Below are 15,345 nucleotides of genomic sequence, written 5' to 3'. Positions count from 1 at the left end.
CGTGGCTTAAAACCGCTTTTTTATATCGATTTATTCCATACATATATTCAATGTTTAGTTTGTTAAGCATTTGTTTCATTTAAACTTAACTTTGGATTTTGCAACAAAACCAAGGCTCCATCAATCGGTTGATGGTCAGATAAGCTTACAGGGTATTGCTGTTGTAATTGTCGTTTATAAAATTCTGCCAAACCACCGAGTAAATAAATAGGCCCGTCTTGAATTTGATTCAACTGCATTACTATTCTGGCTAAATAGCTGACAGCTGTTTGAGTAATCACCATCGCAGTTGGATCTTGCTGTTGTGTTAGCTCTATGATGATATGCGACAGTTGTGCAAACTGCTTCGGGCTGGCAAGGTACCATTGCTGACTCAATTGGGTGGCATCAGATGTTTGACTGTAGCGGGTGACTTGCTTGCTCACTTGGCTAGCTGTGGCCAAATTATCTAATTCAAGTAAAGTGTGTTCTATGGCTTGTCGGCCTAACCAAGCGCCTGATGCTTGGTCGCCCAGTTGAAAGCCGTAACCGCCAAAGACAACTTCTGAATGATCATTAGTTGCGATTGCACAGCTGCCAGTTCCGGTGATAATAGCTTTGCCAGTGGATGACTGGTTAGCTGCATAACAGGCTAAATGTAAATCGGTCGTAAATAAAAATTCTTTAAATGGGTGTTGCCAATTTGACAGTTGTTGACAGACTTTTGGCAAATTGACCCCTGCAAATCCACCAACCACGACACACTGGCTAATACTAAGTTCAGCAAAGTTGGCTTTGTGTAACAGCTTTTCAATGCTTTGGATTAAGTTTGTCGTTGCTTGTGCAAAGTTTGATGCGAAGTTACAGGCACCACCAATGTGCTCAGCCAAAAAATTGTGGTGCTGGTGTTTATATAATCTTGTTTGGCATTTTGAGCCACCACCGTCGACAGCAATGATGTAGCTATCTTTCATTCGCGTATTGCTCGTTCGTTTCGATAACGTCGATCACTCTGTCTACACCGTCCATATTTCTTGCTATCGTGACTGCGATTTTTTTCTCTCGTTTAGTCAGCAAGCCCATTAAAAAAACTTGTTGGTTTTCAGTGAAGACTTTTACTTGATGGCCATCAAGCTCTTTGTCGGCGAGCATACGTGTTTTTACTTTAGTTGTTAACCATGCATCTTTTGCTCGTTGTGCTGTCGATGTGGGCTTTTCGATAGTGATTTCGTTATAGATATCCTTGAGGTCGGTATTTTGTCCAGCGATATCGAGTATTTTGTTACGTACATACTCACTTGTCGCTTGACCTACCAGTAAGACATTACGGTTGTAGCTAACAACGTTCACGTGTGCTTGTTCAAATAGGCTTGCTTCATTATCTATAGCTCGCGCGATACTTTGTTCAATTTCATGATCTAGCAATTGGGTGTCTAAATCTCTTCTGTCGGCTGAAACCGCTGCTGTTGTCGCAGCTGCGCCACTGAATACAGCAACAGCACAGCCCAAGGTTTGAGTGGCAAGGATAAAAATAAAGGTAAATTTAAAGATTGATTTCATATCACATACCCGGAAATAACGTTTTCTCGATTGCGTCTACTATACTGTGGATCACCAGTTGGTGGACTTCATTGGTTCTAACTGGGCTATCTGAAGGGACTCGAATTTCTACATCGTTTGGCCCTAATAGTCCAGCGACTTCACCACCGTCACCACCTGTTAATGCTATGACTAACATGTCTTTAGAAAGTGCCGCCTCGATTGCTCTTAAACATACAGGTGAGTTCATGTTACTGCTGACTATCACCAAAACATCGCCAGATTGCGCTATGGCGCGTAATTGTCCTGAAAATTGTTGGTAAGCTTGGTTGTCATCACTTAACATGGACGTAGCCATTGCATCTGACGATAGAGCCATTGCTGGCAGGCTAGGGCGCTCGTGTTCTAATTTGTAATTAAGCGCATTGGCTAATATACCTGCGTTAGCATGGGCTAAACCGTCGCCACAGGTGAGTATTTTCTTTTCTGCCAATAAGGCTTGAAGCATGGTTTCTGCCGCTTTTTCTACGATTGGGGCAAGCACGTCTAACGCGGCTATTTTTGTATGGATGCTCTCGGTAAAACTTTGTTTAATTAATTCTTGCATAGCTGATTTTTAAAATGCTGATTTTATCCAGTTGGGTTGTGATACATCAAAGTCGAAACTAACAACATCAAACCTCATTTCGGTGTGATGTATGTTCAGCCCTTGTTGTTTTAGAAAAAACATTGCTGCTTTTTGCACTTTTCGTTGCTTGGCATAACTCACAGTTGCAGCTGCGCTGCCGTAACTGTTTTGCTGACGAAAGCGGACTTCTACAAATACAAAACAGTTTTGGTCGCGACAAATTAAGTCTATTTCGCCCATTTTACAGTTAAAGTTGCGCGCAATGCAGTTAATTCCTTGTTTGGAAAGTAAGTTTTCTGCAGCTTGTTCGTATTGCTCGCCTATTTGTCTCTTATTCATGTTATTTCATAACGAGGTTTACAACACGACCATTATTGAATTTGGCCCATTTCAGTTGTCGGTGTAATTTTCCTTGCTGGTTAACGGTTAATTTGCCGGTCAATCCAGTCACTGTATAACTTGGAAAGACACGCATTTGCGCTAAATTAGTTATTAGCTGATAGGCATCAAATCCAAAAGCAAAAAAGCGTGAAAGCGCATCTGATGGATTTTCCCATACTAGTTCCATCTGATAGGCCAATTTGCTTCTGTTTGCTTGTCCGGGCAATATCCACGGCATATCGCTAAATATAATTTCGTTTAGATCGCGTAAGTCGGCATTATTTAATTTGCTGCTAAAGCTAATCGAACTGGCGAAAATGGGGATGAGCTCGGCAAATGGTGCGGTATTTACATCAATATAAGGTTTTAAAATTCGAGTTTGGGTTGGATCGCCAATAATGTATATCACATCAATGTCTTGACGGTTACGCGCGTCGGCTTCAAACCCTTGTGGGTTACCCAATAATTGTTTAATGGTTTTGATACGATCTTTGCTTTGTGCTGTTTCAAGCAAATTTTCAACTTGGTTTTGCATTTCGTCGGTGTTGCTAAAAAATCCAATTGAAACTGGGTGTTGGGTTTGTTGTTCGACAACTTGGCTAAAGGCATGGCTCATGCGCTGACCATAGGCATTGTTTGCAGCCAAAACTATAGGTTGAGTATATCCCTGCGCAAGTATATGCTTCGCCGCTTGCTCAGCTTCTATCTCAGGTGCAAGTGCAAAACTATATTGGTGATCTGTTAGTGTTAGGTCTTGGGATATGTCATTTAAATATAGCCTAGGGGTTGGCAATTCTGCTGCCCTGAGCTGCTCAACGTTACTCTTTAGTAATGGACCAATAATAAAGTCGTAAGTGGCCGATTGCTGTTGTGTTTGTATGAAGTCTGGCAGGCTTAAATTGTTGCTGTCTAAAAATTCAATATTGGGTGAGTGTGAACGACGCAATTCGTAGAATGCTGCCATTATTCCTTGTTGTATGTATCGCCCCTGTTTTTGGTATTTGCCCGTTAACGGCAATATTACTGCGATATTTTGCGGTTGATAGGGTTTAACTTCAAGCGCTTTGGTAAGTGCTTGTGGCAGCTGCAGGGCCGCTGGATGACTGGGGTATTGGCTTTGCCAGTTTTTAATGTTGAGTAGCATGTTGGCAGGAGCACTAGCATGCGTACGGGTTATTTGCAGTAATTTTAACCAACCGCTCAACTCAGGTTGATTTGGTTCTTGAAAATGTTCTAGTGCGGTGGCTTCTAATTGATTGAGATCTAACCAAATTTGTTCGTCTATCAGTGCTTTTTGTTCCTGTACAACAAAACGCTTAAGCGCAATTCGACTTTTAATAGCAACTAAATAATGCTGGGTTTGTTGTGCTGAAGTCGCTTTGGCTTGGAGTAAGCGCTGCTCGAAACCTTGTAATTTTTCAATACCCTCAATCAGTGCATATGCTTGTTGGAATTGCTCAAAGTGGATAAGCCCTTCTGCTTGAAATAACTGTTTTTGTTTGACTAAGTACTCACTTAAATAACTATCGTTTAGTTCACTTAACAGCGCGAGTGCTTTAGCTGGCTGTTGCTCTTGTAAATAAGCGTCAGCAGCGCGAACATACCAAATACTTGCTTGGAATTGGTCTTGGGCTTTTTCTGCTCGAAGCAAATAGGCGCCCGCGGTTATACGTGCCGCTTCGGGTTGTTTGATCTCAGGTTTGCTTTCAACCACTTGTGGTGATTTTTTCGGCGTGCTGCCACAGGCGGTTAAACCTACTAGGCATGCAACAATTAGCGCTTTTTTTAGACCTTTGTTCATTCTTTCCTGAATAACTATATTATCTCACTCGCATGGCGGGTATATTACTACGCCAAGAAAATAAATAACATGATATAGGTAAACTATATGCAAGATCGAACTGCGCAAAATAGCGGCATTTTATATGTTGTTGCAACTCCGATTGGTAATTTGGCTGATTTTACCCAAAGAGCTATCGAAACATTGAAAATGGTTGATGTAATAGCCGCTGAAGATACCCGCAATGCATATAAGCTGCTCCAGCATTTTTCAATTGATAAAAAATGTATTGCATATCATGACCATAATGAAACACAACAAGCGCAATCTTTAGTTAAACAATTATTAGCTGGCGCCAATATTGGGTTAATTTCAGACGCTGGTACGCCATTAATTAATGATCCTGGATATCGGATTGTCAAAGCTTGCCGTCAAGCTAATATCAAAGTGGTGCCTATTCCTGGCGCTTGTGCGATTATCACAGCGCTCTCTGCTGCGGGCGTTGCTACTGACCAATTCTTTTTTGGAGGCTTTCTTCCAGCGAAAAAACAAGCGCGTCAAGCTGCGATAGCCGCCACAGCACAAACTGCTGCAACCAGTGTATTTTATGAGTCAACTCATCGAATTGTTGCCTGTTTGCAGGATGTTCAAAATGTATTGGGCGCGGATAAACCTGTGGTAATTGCGCGTGAGCTAACCAAAACGTTTGAAACATTTCTTTCTGCTCCAGTAAGTGAAATTTTGCAAATTATGGCTGATGATGCAAATCAACTAAAGGGTGAGTTTGTTGTGGTGTTAGAAGGTAATAGTCAACAAGCAGAAGTAGACGAGAAATGTATTAAGTTACTTAAAAGCTTGATTGAGTACATGCCGCTAAAAGCTGCTTCGGCGATTGTCGCCGAAACATTTGGGGTGAAGAAAAAAGCGGTTTATGAGGCGGGCGTCGCACTTTGATAAGCTATAACGCGTATACAAGCTCAACAGCTTGTTTTATTGCTTTATACGCATCCATAGTTGTATCTTTATCGGCGGCACCAATGACTTGGTAAGGGACAGTTAGCTGAGCAAGCACCTCAGGAATATGCGCTTGTTGCCCAGCGCAAAGGATAATTTGTTCGGCGGGCAAAAGTCTGTCTTGCTTGCGTGTTGATATCTGCAAACCTTGTTGAGTCACACTCTGATACTGAGCACCTGATACAACTTTAACACCATAATCTTTAAGCTCTTGTCGGTGGATCCAAATTGTTGTTTTGCCTAATCCAGTTCCTGGTTTGCGCACCTTGCGCTGGGTTAATGTCACCTGGCGCTTGCTTGGCGTTATTTGTTTTTCTGTTAATCCACCTTGCTGGTTCGATAAATCTATTCCCCAATGTTCATTATAATCACAGTGTTGTTGATGCTTGAGGGTGAATAAACATGTATCGATTGCCACACCACCAGTGCCTATGATGACAATTTCATTTTTAACTGTTACTTGTTTACTCAATATTTGCTGATACGTGACGACTTTCTCATGCTCTATGCCGTCAATTTCAGGTATTGTTGGGGTACTGCCTGTTGCAATGATGACGTGCTCATATTGGTTGAGCTGTTGCGCATCGACTGACATGTTGAGTTTGACATCAATGGGCAGGTGTTCAAGCATGTTGGTAAAATAATTAAGCAACAACTTAAAGTCTTCTTTGCCTGGTATATTGGCTGCTAAGTTGAGTTGCCCACCAAGTTTTGTTGTTTTTTCAAACAAGCTTACCGTGTGCCCAAGCTGAGCGGCAGTAATTGCAGCCATAATACCTGCAGGTCCAGCGCCAACCACTGCAATTTTGAGTTTAGCTTGCGTTTTTTTATGGTAAAGCGTCTCATGGCCAGCCAATGGGTTGACTAAACAGCTGGCAACTTTATTTTCGAAAATTCGGTCTAAACATGCTTGGTTGCACGCTATACAGGGGGCAATTAAGTGGCTGTTGCCGTTTGCTGCTTTATTGACAAAGTCACTGTCAGCTAAAAAAGGGCGCGCGAGTGAAACAAAATCAGCTTGTTGATGTTTTAAGATTTCTTCAGCAATTTGTGGTGTATTTATTCTATTGCAAGCAACGATAGGTATATCAATATGCTGTTTAAGCGTCGCAGTGGGGGAGATAAAAGCTGCTGGTGGCACGACCCCTGCTATCGTTGGAACTCGAGATTCGTGCCATCCAATCCCAGAGTTGAGTATATCCACACCACAGGCTTGCAGTTGTTTGGCAAACTCAATAACCTCAGTAAACGGACTGCCTTGTTCAACTAAATCAATTAACGATATTCTGAAGATGAGTAAAAAGCTATCCTTGCAGTTGGCTCTAATCTGCTTGACGATTTCTAATGCAAAGCGCATGCGATTATTCAATGAGCCGCCCCATTTGTCCGACCTCTGATTGGTTTTAGCGCATAAAAACTGGTTTATTAAATAGCCTTCAGAGCCCATGATTTCTACGCCATGGTAGCCTGCTTGCTCAGCGAGTTTTGCACAGTTTACAAAATCACCAATTTGTTGCTGCACTTGTTCATCCGTCATCTCTGTGGGCGCAAATGGAATCATTGGAGCTTGCAGCGGACTCGGCGCTAGTATATCTGGATGGTAACCATAGCGGCCGGCATGCAAAATTTGCATGCAAATTTTGCTGTTATATTGATTCACTGCATCAGTAATTTTTTTGTGTTGGGCGATTTGACTGTGGTGATTAAAAACCACTCTGTTTGGCGCAAGAATCCCTTGTTGGTTGGGCGAAACACCACCCGTAATTATCAGACCAACCCCGCCTTTTGCTCTGGCCTGATAAAAAGTTGCTAAACGCTCAAATCCTTGTGGTTGTTCTTCAAGATTAGTATGCATTGAGCCCATAATGACGCGGTTTTTTAAGTGCACTGAGCCGACTTGATAACTTGAAAGGAGATGTGGAAATTGCATTTTCACTACGTTTTTGGCCAAAAAAACCTAGTTTATACCCAAACCCCAATCAGATGCCAGCGTTCCAAGTTGATTCACACCTGACTGTTTTGTAATATTCGCCTCCATATGCTTTTGGGGGAATAAAATGAGTTTGGCATTTAATATAGAGCAATGTTCTGCTTGGTTACCAGGAATTGATACACAGCAGGACTTGGTAGACTGGGCAAACAATAAAAAACGAATCGATCCAGCTAATGCGGTCATGCCTGCACTAAAACAAGTGCCAGCAATGCAGAGGCGTCGATTGAGCCCTTTTGCAAAAATTACCTTGGCAACGACGCTTGATGTTTGTGCTGATCTACCTTCAGAGCATATTGATACAGTTTTTTCTTCGCGTCACGGAGATTTAAAGCGCACCGCTTTGTTGATTGAAGATGTGGCACAGCAAGAAACGTTGTCACCAACGCAGTTTGGACTATCAGTACACAACGCAGTGGCAGGTTTATACAGTATTTTTACTAAAAACAAAGCGCCGATGTCGGCGGTAGCGGCTGGTGAGCAAAGCTTTATGACAGGTTTACTCGACGCAGTGAGTAAACTGCAAGCAAACCACCTGCAACGTATTTTATATGTGTACTCTGACTATGATATACCAGAGTACTACCGACCTTATGTCAATAGTCAAGAATGCGCGTGCTCGATTGCTCTGCTGCTGAGTGCCGATACAGGTACTCAATGCCAATTGTCACCCATGTCTGAACCATGCGACGCTGAAGGGTATCAACCATTAGACTTTTTGCAAAAATTTTACAGTGGCCAACCAAGCTGCCAGCTTCAATCTGGTGGTTTGGGGTGGCAATTGACAATTGGCAAAAAACAATAATAAAGGGCCAATTATGTTGTACGCATATCGTGTGCTCGCCACTGGCAGTGCTTTTTTGTTTTTCAATTTAGGTGGATTAATTTTAACGTTAACGGTTTTTCCCCTAATTAGAATCTGTTTGCCTAAAGGGAAAGTGCAAACAAAGTATGCCCGTAAGGTAATTCATTATACGTTTAAAGGGTTTGTTGGATATATGCGTTTTATGCGCATAATCTCTTTACAAGTCGACAATGTTGAGTTACTTAAACAAGCCAAAGGCAAAGTGGTAATTGCTAACCACCCGTCTTTAATTGATGTGGTTGTGTTAATTTCGTTATTAGAAAACGCAGATTGTGTGGTAAAATCCGCACTTTGGCGAGCACCATTTATCGGTGGGGTTGTTAGAAGCGCTGGCTATATTGCAAACGATACTGATCCTGAGGAATTTATCCAAGCGTGTAAAAGCTCTCTATCGGCAGGTGCAAATTTAGTTGTGTTTCCTGAGGGAACTCGTACAACACCCGGCGAACTCCCGTGTTTTAAACGAGGTGCGGGCAATATAGCGGTCAGAACTCAATCTGATTTTTTGCCTGTATTGATAGACGTATCGCCAACAACCCTAACTAAGGGTGAGCCTTGGTATAAAGTGAGCCCTAAACGGGTCAAGGTGCATTTAGTTGTGCTGCCTGAATACCAAGTTACCGAATATAGCCAAACGGACAGTGATGCTAAATCGGTTCGTTTGTTAACTAAAAACATTGAGAAATATATTAGAAAGGAAATGCAAGCGCATGGCTGACTTAAATCTAGAAGTAAAAGAATTAATTATAGAAGCCTTAGACCTAGAAGATATAACACCCGAAGATATTGAAGACGATGCTCCTTTGTTTGTCGACGGTTTGGGATTAGATTCAATCGATGCGCTTGAATTAGGTGTAGCGATTAAAAAGGCCTATGATGTAAAAATCGACGGCAATTCTGAAGAAAGCAAAAAACATTTTTACTCGGTAAATTCGTTATGTGAGTTTATCCGCAGTTGTCAATAAGTGGTTAGAATAAATGAATCAAGAACAAATTTTTTCAATGGTAAAAGATATTCTGGTTAACGAATTTGAGATTGATCCAGAAGACATTACCGAAGAGGTTAATATCTATCAAGATTTGGATATCGACAGTATTGATGCGGTTGATCTAATGGTTAAATTGCGCGCAGCAACAGGTAAATCAATTGAACCTGAAAGCTTTAAGCAAGTTAGAACGATTAGTGATTTGATAGCAGTATTACATAAACTACTCAACTAAATTATCAATGATAGTGCGAGCAATATTGGCGATAGTTATGCTCGCCTATCCGTTTTTAGTTTACTTCGGTATACAAAGCTTTTCAGCTCAATGGATTTGTTTATTGATGCTGATTATCGTCACCGCTCGTTATGGATTATTTGCACGTTCGAGTGCGCAACCCCCTCCAGCGTTGAAACTAGCAACGGTTAGTGCCGCCATATTGTTTGTGGTTGGTGGACTTTTTGATTCCGAATGGGCATTAAAATTTTACCCTGTTGTGATCAACTTGAGTTTGGCAAGTGTATTTATTTACTCTGTTTATAAACCACCAACGGTTGTCACCTTAATTGCACAGCTTCGAGAAAAGACCAGCGAATCCATGGTCAAATATACCTCCAAGGTTACTCAAGTGTGGAGTGTTTTTTTTCTGCTAAATGCCTGTGTCGCGACTTGGAGTATATTTTACCAACAAGGTAAATATTGGTTGATTTACAACGGTTTCTTATCTTATTTACTCTGCGGCTTGTTATTTGTTATTGAATGGATTGTACGTCAACAGTACAAAAAACGTCATGAACCAGAATCTGAATCTTAACCCTAAACTTTTTAAATTTTGTGATGCTGGTGAAAGTAGCGATTTGTGGATGCAATACTTTCAAGCGAGTCGTCAATTAATTAGACAACAACAGAATAATACGTGGTTGTTATTTGAAAAAGACTCGTTCATATTTTCAGCCTGTTTGTTTGCTTTAATTGCAGAAAATAGACACATTGTGCTGCCGCCGAGTAATCAAAAGCAAAAAGTCTCTGAAATTGTTGAATGTACTGGCGCTGAAATATTTGCGGTAGACAAGCTGGTGTTAGATTCTACAGTAACAGCGGCTGAGCAAATTGAGCTAACCGTCAGCTGTAAAATTGATTTTTTTACATCAGGCTCGACTGGTAAAGCTAAGTGCATTAATAAAACGCTTGAACAGTTGCTGACCGAAATTTTTACACTAGAGCAGACGTTTGCAATTAACCAACAAAACATCTGTGTTGTATCGACCGTCTCGCACCAACACATTTATGGAATGTTGTTTAAACTTTTGTGGCCACTGGTCTGTGGGCATAAATTATTCAGCCAAACTTTTGAATACCCAGAACATATGGTGCAAGCAATCTCTGCGACACAGCAACAATTCGTGGTGATAACCAGCCCAGCGCATATTCATCGATTGGTTTTGGATAATGTTTTAGTTGAGGTCGCAGACCAGATTAAACAAATTTACTCTTCAGGTGGTCCACTTGATAAGCAAAAAAATTTGCTGTTCTCTGCACCCATGTTTTGTAAGGTTACAGAGGTTTTTGGTAGTACAGAAACGGGTGGCATAGCGTGGCGTCAATACGATGGTTCAGCCGACAGTGAATTATGGCAGCCGTTTCCTGGTGTTGAAGTGTCCGCTAATCAAGCCGATCAACGGCTTATTATCAATTCTCCATACATAGCCGTGAGCAATTATCTGACTGATGACAGAGTTGAGGTAAACTCTCAGCAAAAATTTCAATTGCTCGGTCGAGTGGACAGGGTGGTTAAGATCGAAGAAAAACGCGTGAGCTTAGATGACCTTCAGCTCAGATTGTCTGAACACGAATTTATTCAAGATATTTTTGTATTGCCAGTTGAACGCAAAAAGCGCCAACAACTTGCCGCAGTTGCGGTATTGACTGAGCTTGGTTGTTCTCAGCTCGAGCAACTAGGTAAGTTTAAATTTGATCAACACTTGCGTCGGCATTTGTTTCAGTGGTTTGAATCTGTTGTCACACCAAAAAAATTTAGATATATAGGCGCATTACCTTATAATGCGCAGGGAAAATTGAACAAACTAGAAATGGAATCATATTTTGACTGATTTTGTATACGAGGCAAAGGTGCTTTCGCAAACGGTTGGTGAGCAACAGGTTGATTTAAAGCTTCATGTGCCGGCTAACCTGTATTACTTCCAAGGTCATTTTAGCAGTGCGCCAATTTTAGCTGGCGTTGTGCAAACTCATTGGGTGATGCAATATTTAGCAGAATTTTTTGCTGTAGATATTAATGACTTTGAGGGTTTTTCTAACCTCAAATTTCAAATTATTGTTCAACCTGAATACACATTGGATCTGACGATCAAGCGAATTAAAGCAAATAAATTTAGTTTTAGTTATCAATCTGAGCATGGGCAACATGCGTCAGGGAAGGTGCAATTTTCCCAATGAGTCAGTTTTGCTTTGTGATCCCTAATTACAACCATCACCTTGTGATTGAACAAACGATTGCAGATCTGCAGCGATTTAAATTGCCGGTGATTTTAGTTGATGACGGCAGTAATCAGCAGACCAAACAAGTTCTTCAGCAGGTTAATGATCGCTTTGATAACGTCACCTTGCATATTCGAGCTGAAAATGGCGGCAAGGGCGCAGCAGTGCATGACGGTTTGGTTTTAGCCGCTAAGTTAGGATATAGTCACGCGGTTCAGGTTGACGCCGATGGTCAACATAATTTAGCCGATATAGATAGACTGATCGCTTTAGCTAAACAGCATCCAACTGCATTGATTAGTGGCCAGCCGATTTATGATGATTCGATTTCTAAAGGTCGATTATATGGCCGTTATTTCACTCATATTTGGGTGCATATTGAAACTTTATCTTTGAAGATAAAAGATTCAATGTGTGGCTTTAGAGTCTATCCGTTAGCGGCCTATGACAAACTTACTAAACGTGTCTCATTGGGTAAACGAATGGATTACGACATTGAAGTTATGGTGCGTTTATATTGGCAGGGGTGTGATGTTCAATTTTTACCAACCAAGGTGATTTATCCAGAAAATGGGGTATCGCACTTCAACGTATGGAAAGATAACCTGTTGATTTCGAAAATGCACACCAAGCTATTTTTTGGTATGTTGTTGCGTGTTCCCAAGCTGTTATGGCGCAAGGTAAAAGGGTAGCTCATGGCTGAAAAATCAATCCATTGGTCAAAAATGAAAGAGCGTGGCAGCTTTGCCGGTATCCAAATATTGGTGTGGATATATCAAATTTTGGGTAAAGGTTTTTTTAAAGTCTGTTTTTTCCCTGTGATGCTGTACTTCTATTTAACCGGCGGTAGTGCGCGTAGAGCGATTCAAGCATATTGGCAGCAAGTTGAAATAACCCGTGGTGGCAAGCGCAGTGGTTATTGGCAAATACACAAACATGCTTTTAAGCTGTTTTTGCAATTTGGTTTTGCGATTGTTGATAAATTTGATGCTTGGTTGGGCAAAATTGGTTTAGACGATATTGAAATAGCGGACCATGCTGCATTTACTGATTTAACCAGCGCCGGTGGCGCAGTGGTGCTCAGTAGCCATTTAGGCAATATGGAAATTTGCCGAGCAATTTTCAGTTGCGGTGCAAACAAGAAAAAACTTAATGTGATTACCTACAATGAACATGCACCGTCATTTAATAATTTCCTTAAAAAAGTAAATCCTGAAGCTGCAATTAACTTTGTCCATATCAATGACTTTGGGCCTGATGACACTATTAAACTCAAACAAAAAATAGAAGATGGCGAAGTTGTGGTGATATTTGCAGATAGAACCTCGGTGAATAATCCGGAAAGCGTCCAGTATGTGCCATTTTTATCCAAAGATGCACCGATTGCGGTCGGCCCGTTTGCCTTGGCAACAATTATGGAGTGCCCAGTGTTTTTTATGACGTGCATTAAAAGCACTGGTTCAGGTAAGTATACAACTTATATTGAACGTTTTGCTGAACCAACAAAGGTAAAACGAAAAGAGCGAGCGGCTTATTTCCAGTCATTAATGGAAAAATATACCAGCCGTTTAACCTATTATTGCTTAAAAGCACCATATCAATGGTATAACTTTTTTGACTTTTGGACGGTCAGTGTTCAAGCAGACGAAGACAAAAAGCCAAACCATAAAAATTAAGTATTGGAGTACTATCAGTGAATACTGAAACAAAAAATATCGAGTTTGGGGCACAACGAATTTCAATCGCCGATATTGTTAATGTTGCGTTTAAATCAGCACCAGTTAAGTTATCAAACGATAAAACCTTTGCAAAAAAAATTGATGCAGGTGTAGCCTTTTTAGACAAACTCTTAAAAGAAGAAGGGCACATTTATGGTGTAACAACAGGTTATGGTGACTCGTGCACTGTTGATGTACCTTTGTCTTTGGTTGAAGAATTGCCAATGCACTTAACTCGATTTCACGGCTGTGGTTTGGGGGACTTTTTTGATCATGACCAGGGCCGAGCAATAGTTGCCAGCCGTTTGGTATCGCTTTCGCAAGGTTATTCAGGCGTAAGCTGGGACTTACTCAACTTATTAGTTGAAATGTTAAACCAAGACATAATCCCGGTGATCCCACAAGAAGGTTCGGTGGGTGCATCTGGTGATTTAACCCCCTTATCTTATGTGGCGGGTGCATTAATTGGTGAGCGTGATGTCTATTACCAAGGTGAGGTAATGAAGTCAGCTGAAGCTTTTGCTAAGGCAGGTTTAAAACCGATTAAGCTGCGTCCAAAAGAAGGTTTAGCCATAATGAATGGCACAGCGGTCATGACAGCTGTGGCTTGTTTGGCTTTCGACCGTGCTGAATACTTATCAAAATTAATGACGCGTGTCACTGCAATGGCAAGCCTTGCATTAAAAGGTAACAGTAATCACTTCGACGATATTTTATTTAGTGTTAAACCCCATCAAGGTCAGCAACAAATTGCTAGTTGGATCCAACATGATTTAAATCATCATAAACATCCACGTAATTCACATCGTTTACAAGATAGATATTCTATTCGTTGTGCACCGCATGTCATTGGTGTTTTGCAAGACTCACTACCATGGTTTAAACAATTAATCGAAAACGAATTAAACAGTGCCAACGACAATCCTATTATTGATGGTGTTGGTGAACACGTATTACACGGCGGCCATTTTTATGGTGGGCACATTGCAATGGCAATGGACTCAATGAAAAACTGTATCGCTAATATTGCCGACTTAGCTGATCGGCAAATGGCGACAATGGTTGATGTAAAAATGAACCATGGTTTACCGTCTAATTTGTCAGCCGCTAGTGAAGATCGCAAATACATCAATCATGGTTTTAAAGCGATTCAAATTGGCTGTTCTGCATGGACTGCTGAAGCGCTAAAATTAACCATGCCTGCAAGTGTATTCTCTCGTTCAACCGAGTGTCACAACCAAGACAAAGTCAGCATGGGCACAATCGCCTCTCGTGACTGCTTACGTGTTTTGCAATTGACCGAGCAAGTGGTTGCAGCAACTTTATTAGCCACAGTACAAGGTATTCGTTTACGGGTAATGCAAAACGAATTGTCTATGGATACATTAAACCCAGACGTAGCCGCTATGGTTGAAGATGTGTCTAGTTTCTTTGAGTTATTAGACGAAGACAGACCAACTGATAACTTATTGCGTGAAACAATTGGTTATATCCAGCAACAAAGATGGGATTTGTATGAAAAGTAAATCCATACTCCAAGCCAAAACTCTAATTGAAGTTCAGTTTTATGACGTTGACGCAATGCGGGTCGTGTGGCATGGAAATTATGTGAAATACTTAGAAAAAGCCAGATGCGAACTGCTTCAAATGTTTGATTACAATTACTTGGACATGGAAGCATCTGGTTATATTTGGCCTGTGGTTGATATGCGGATTAAATATGTGCAATCAGCCAAACTGGCCAAAACGATTGAAGTAACAGCTAGCTTGGTAGAGTACGAAAGTCGGTTAAAAATTGAATATGTGATCCGCGATGTTGAAACAGATGCCGTGTTAACGAAAGCCTACACAGTCCAAGTCGCAATTGATATGCAAACCGAGGAAATGCAATATCAGAGTCCTCAAGTCGTGCTAGATAAGTTAGCTGCTTATATATAACCGGGGTTGTATGAACTACTGTTATCGTGT

At 41.1% G+C, this 15,345-nt stretch carries 18 protein-coding genes; 12 read left to right on the top strand and 6 right to left on the bottom strand.

The window, feature by feature from the left end; all coding sequences use genetic code 11:
- Positions 1-62: 62 nt before the first annotated feature.
- From DS2_RS19760 to DS2_RS07355, 5 genes are read right to left on the bottom strand one after another with little or no spacing between them, the layout of a single operon-like run.
- Positions 63-953 carry a BadF/BadG/BcrA/BcrD ATPase family protein gene (locus DS2_RS19760; protein WP_051479711.1) on the bottom strand — a complete coding sequence of 297 codons (891 nt, stop codon included), beginning with the start codon at positions 951-953 and terminating at the stop codon, positions 63-65.
- Positions 943-1,539: a BON domain-containing protein gene (locus DS2_RS07370; protein ID WP_051479710.1), complete on the bottom strand. Its 597-nt coding sequence runs from the start codon at positions 1,537-1,539 to the stop codon at positions 943-945. Before DS2_RS07370 ends, DS2_RS19760 begins: the two co-directional genes overlap by 11 nt.
- A gap of 1 nt (position 1,540) precedes the next feature.
- A complete protein-coding gene (locus tag DS2_RS07365; protein ID WP_035014048.1) occupies positions 1,541-2,125 on the bottom strand; it encodes a D-sedoheptulose-7-phosphate isomerase in 585 nt (194 codons plus the stop codon).
- Between the two features lie 9 nt (positions 2,126-2,134).
- On the bottom strand, positions 2,135-2,485 hold the full coding sequence (locus tag DS2_RS07360; RefSeq protein WP_035014047.1) for a YraN family protein: 351 nt from the start codon (positions 2,483-2,485) through the stop codon (positions 2,135-2,137).
- Position 2,486: 1 nt separating this feature from the next.
- The gene (locus DS2_RS07355; protein WP_035014046.1) at positions 2,487-4,328 is read right to left on the bottom strand and encodes a penicillin-binding protein activator; all 1,842 of its coding nucleotides are present in this window, start codon (positions 4,326-4,328) and stop codon (positions 2,487-2,489) included.
- An 87-nt stretch (positions 4,329-4,415) separates the two neighbouring features.
- Between DS2_RS07355 and rsmI the strand changes: the two genes are divergently transcribed.
- The gene (gene rsmI, locus DS2_RS07350; RefSeq protein WP_035014045.1) at positions 4,416-5,261 is read left to right on the top strand and encodes a 16S rRNA (cytidine(1402)-2'-O)-methyltransferase; all 846 of its coding nucleotides are present in this window, start codon (positions 4,416-4,418) and stop codon (positions 5,259-5,261) included.
- Between the two features lie 4 nt (positions 5,262-5,265).
- Here the strand turns inward: rsmI and DS2_RS07345 are convergent, their stop codons facing one another.
- The gene (locus DS2_RS07345) at positions 5,266-7,251 is read right to left on the bottom strand and encodes an FAD-dependent oxidoreductase (RefSeq protein WP_035014044.1); all 1,986 of its coding nucleotides are present in this window, start codon (positions 7,249-7,251) and stop codon (positions 5,266-5,268) included.
- A 127-nt stretch (positions 7,252-7,378) separates the two neighbouring features.
- Here DS2_RS07345 and DS2_RS19755 point away from each other — a divergent pair, with 127 nt between their 5' ends.
- Genes DS2_RS19755 through DS2_RS07290 form a run of 11 tightly spaced genes read left to right on the top strand, consistent with a single transcriptional unit; the run spans position 7,379 to position 15,315 of the window.
- Positions 7,379-8,116, top strand: a complete 738-nt coding sequence (locus DS2_RS19755) for a beta-ketoacyl synthase chain length factor (protein ID WP_051479709.1) — start codon at positions 7,379-7,381, stop codon at positions 8,114-8,116.
- 13 nt (positions 8,117-8,129) lie between these two features.
- Entirely contained in the window at positions 8,130-8,894 is a 765-nt protein-coding gene (locus DS2_RS07335) for a lysophospholipid acyltransferase family protein (protein WP_035014097.1), read from the top strand.
- Positions 8,887-9,141, top strand: coding sequence for a phosphopantetheine-binding protein (locus DS2_RS07330; RefSeq protein ID WP_016956417.1), 255 nt, complete (start codon positions 8,887-8,889; stop codon positions 9,139-9,141). Before DS2_RS07335 ends, DS2_RS07330 begins: the two co-directional genes overlap by 8 nt.
- Positions 9,142-9,154: 13 nt before the next feature.
- On the top strand, positions 9,155-9,397 hold the full coding sequence (locus tag DS2_RS07325) for an acyl carrier protein (RefSeq protein ID WP_035014043.1): 243 nt from the start codon (positions 9,155-9,157) through the stop codon (positions 9,395-9,397).
- A 37-nt stretch (positions 9,398-9,434) separates the two neighbouring features.
- The gene (locus DS2_RS07320; RefSeq protein WP_051479708.1) at positions 9,435-9,974 is read left to right on the top strand and encodes a hypothetical protein; all 540 of its coding nucleotides are present in this window, start codon (positions 9,435-9,437) and stop codon (positions 9,972-9,974) included.
- Between the two features lie 49 nt (positions 9,975-10,023).
- Positions 10,024-11,271, top strand: a complete 1,248-nt coding sequence (locus tag DS2_RS07315; protein WP_160168546.1) for an AMP-binding protein — start codon at positions 10,024-10,026, stop codon at positions 11,269-11,271.
- A complete protein-coding gene (locus DS2_RS07310; protein ID WP_035014041.1) occupies positions 11,264-11,617 on the top strand; it encodes an acyl-CoA synthetase in 354 nt (117 codons plus the stop codon). The genes DS2_RS07315 and DS2_RS07310 overlap by 8 nt, the downstream gene beginning before the upstream one ends.
- A complete protein-coding gene (locus DS2_RS07305) occupies positions 11,614-12,351 on the top strand; it encodes a glycosyltransferase family 2 protein (protein WP_035014040.1) in 738 nt (245 codons plus the stop codon). The genes DS2_RS07310 and DS2_RS07305 overlap by 4 nt, the downstream gene beginning before the upstream one ends.
- Positions 12,352-12,354: 3 nt before the next feature.
- Entirely contained in the window at positions 12,355-13,335 is a 981-nt protein-coding gene (locus DS2_RS07300; protein WP_035014038.1) for a family 2 glycosyl transferase, read from the top strand.
- Positions 13,336-13,352: 17 nt separating this feature from the next.
- Positions 13,353-14,903, top strand: a complete 1,551-nt coding sequence (locus DS2_RS07295) for an HAL/PAL/TAL family ammonia-lyase (RefSeq protein WP_035014037.1) — start codon at positions 13,353-13,355, stop codon at positions 14,901-14,903.
- Entirely contained in the window at positions 14,893-15,315 is a 423-nt protein-coding gene (locus tag DS2_RS07290) for an acyl-CoA thioesterase (protein WP_035014036.1), read from the top strand. Before DS2_RS07295 ends, DS2_RS07290 begins: the two co-directional genes overlap by 11 nt.
- Positions 15,316-15,345 lie beyond the last annotated feature (30 nt).

Source organism: Catenovulum agarivorans DS-2 (assembly GCF_000568405.1).
GTDB lineage: Bacteria > Pseudomonadota > Gammaproteobacteria > Enterobacterales > Alteromonadaceae > Catenovulum > Catenovulum agarivorans_A.
This window is presented reverse-complemented; position numbering and strand designations above follow the sequence as displayed.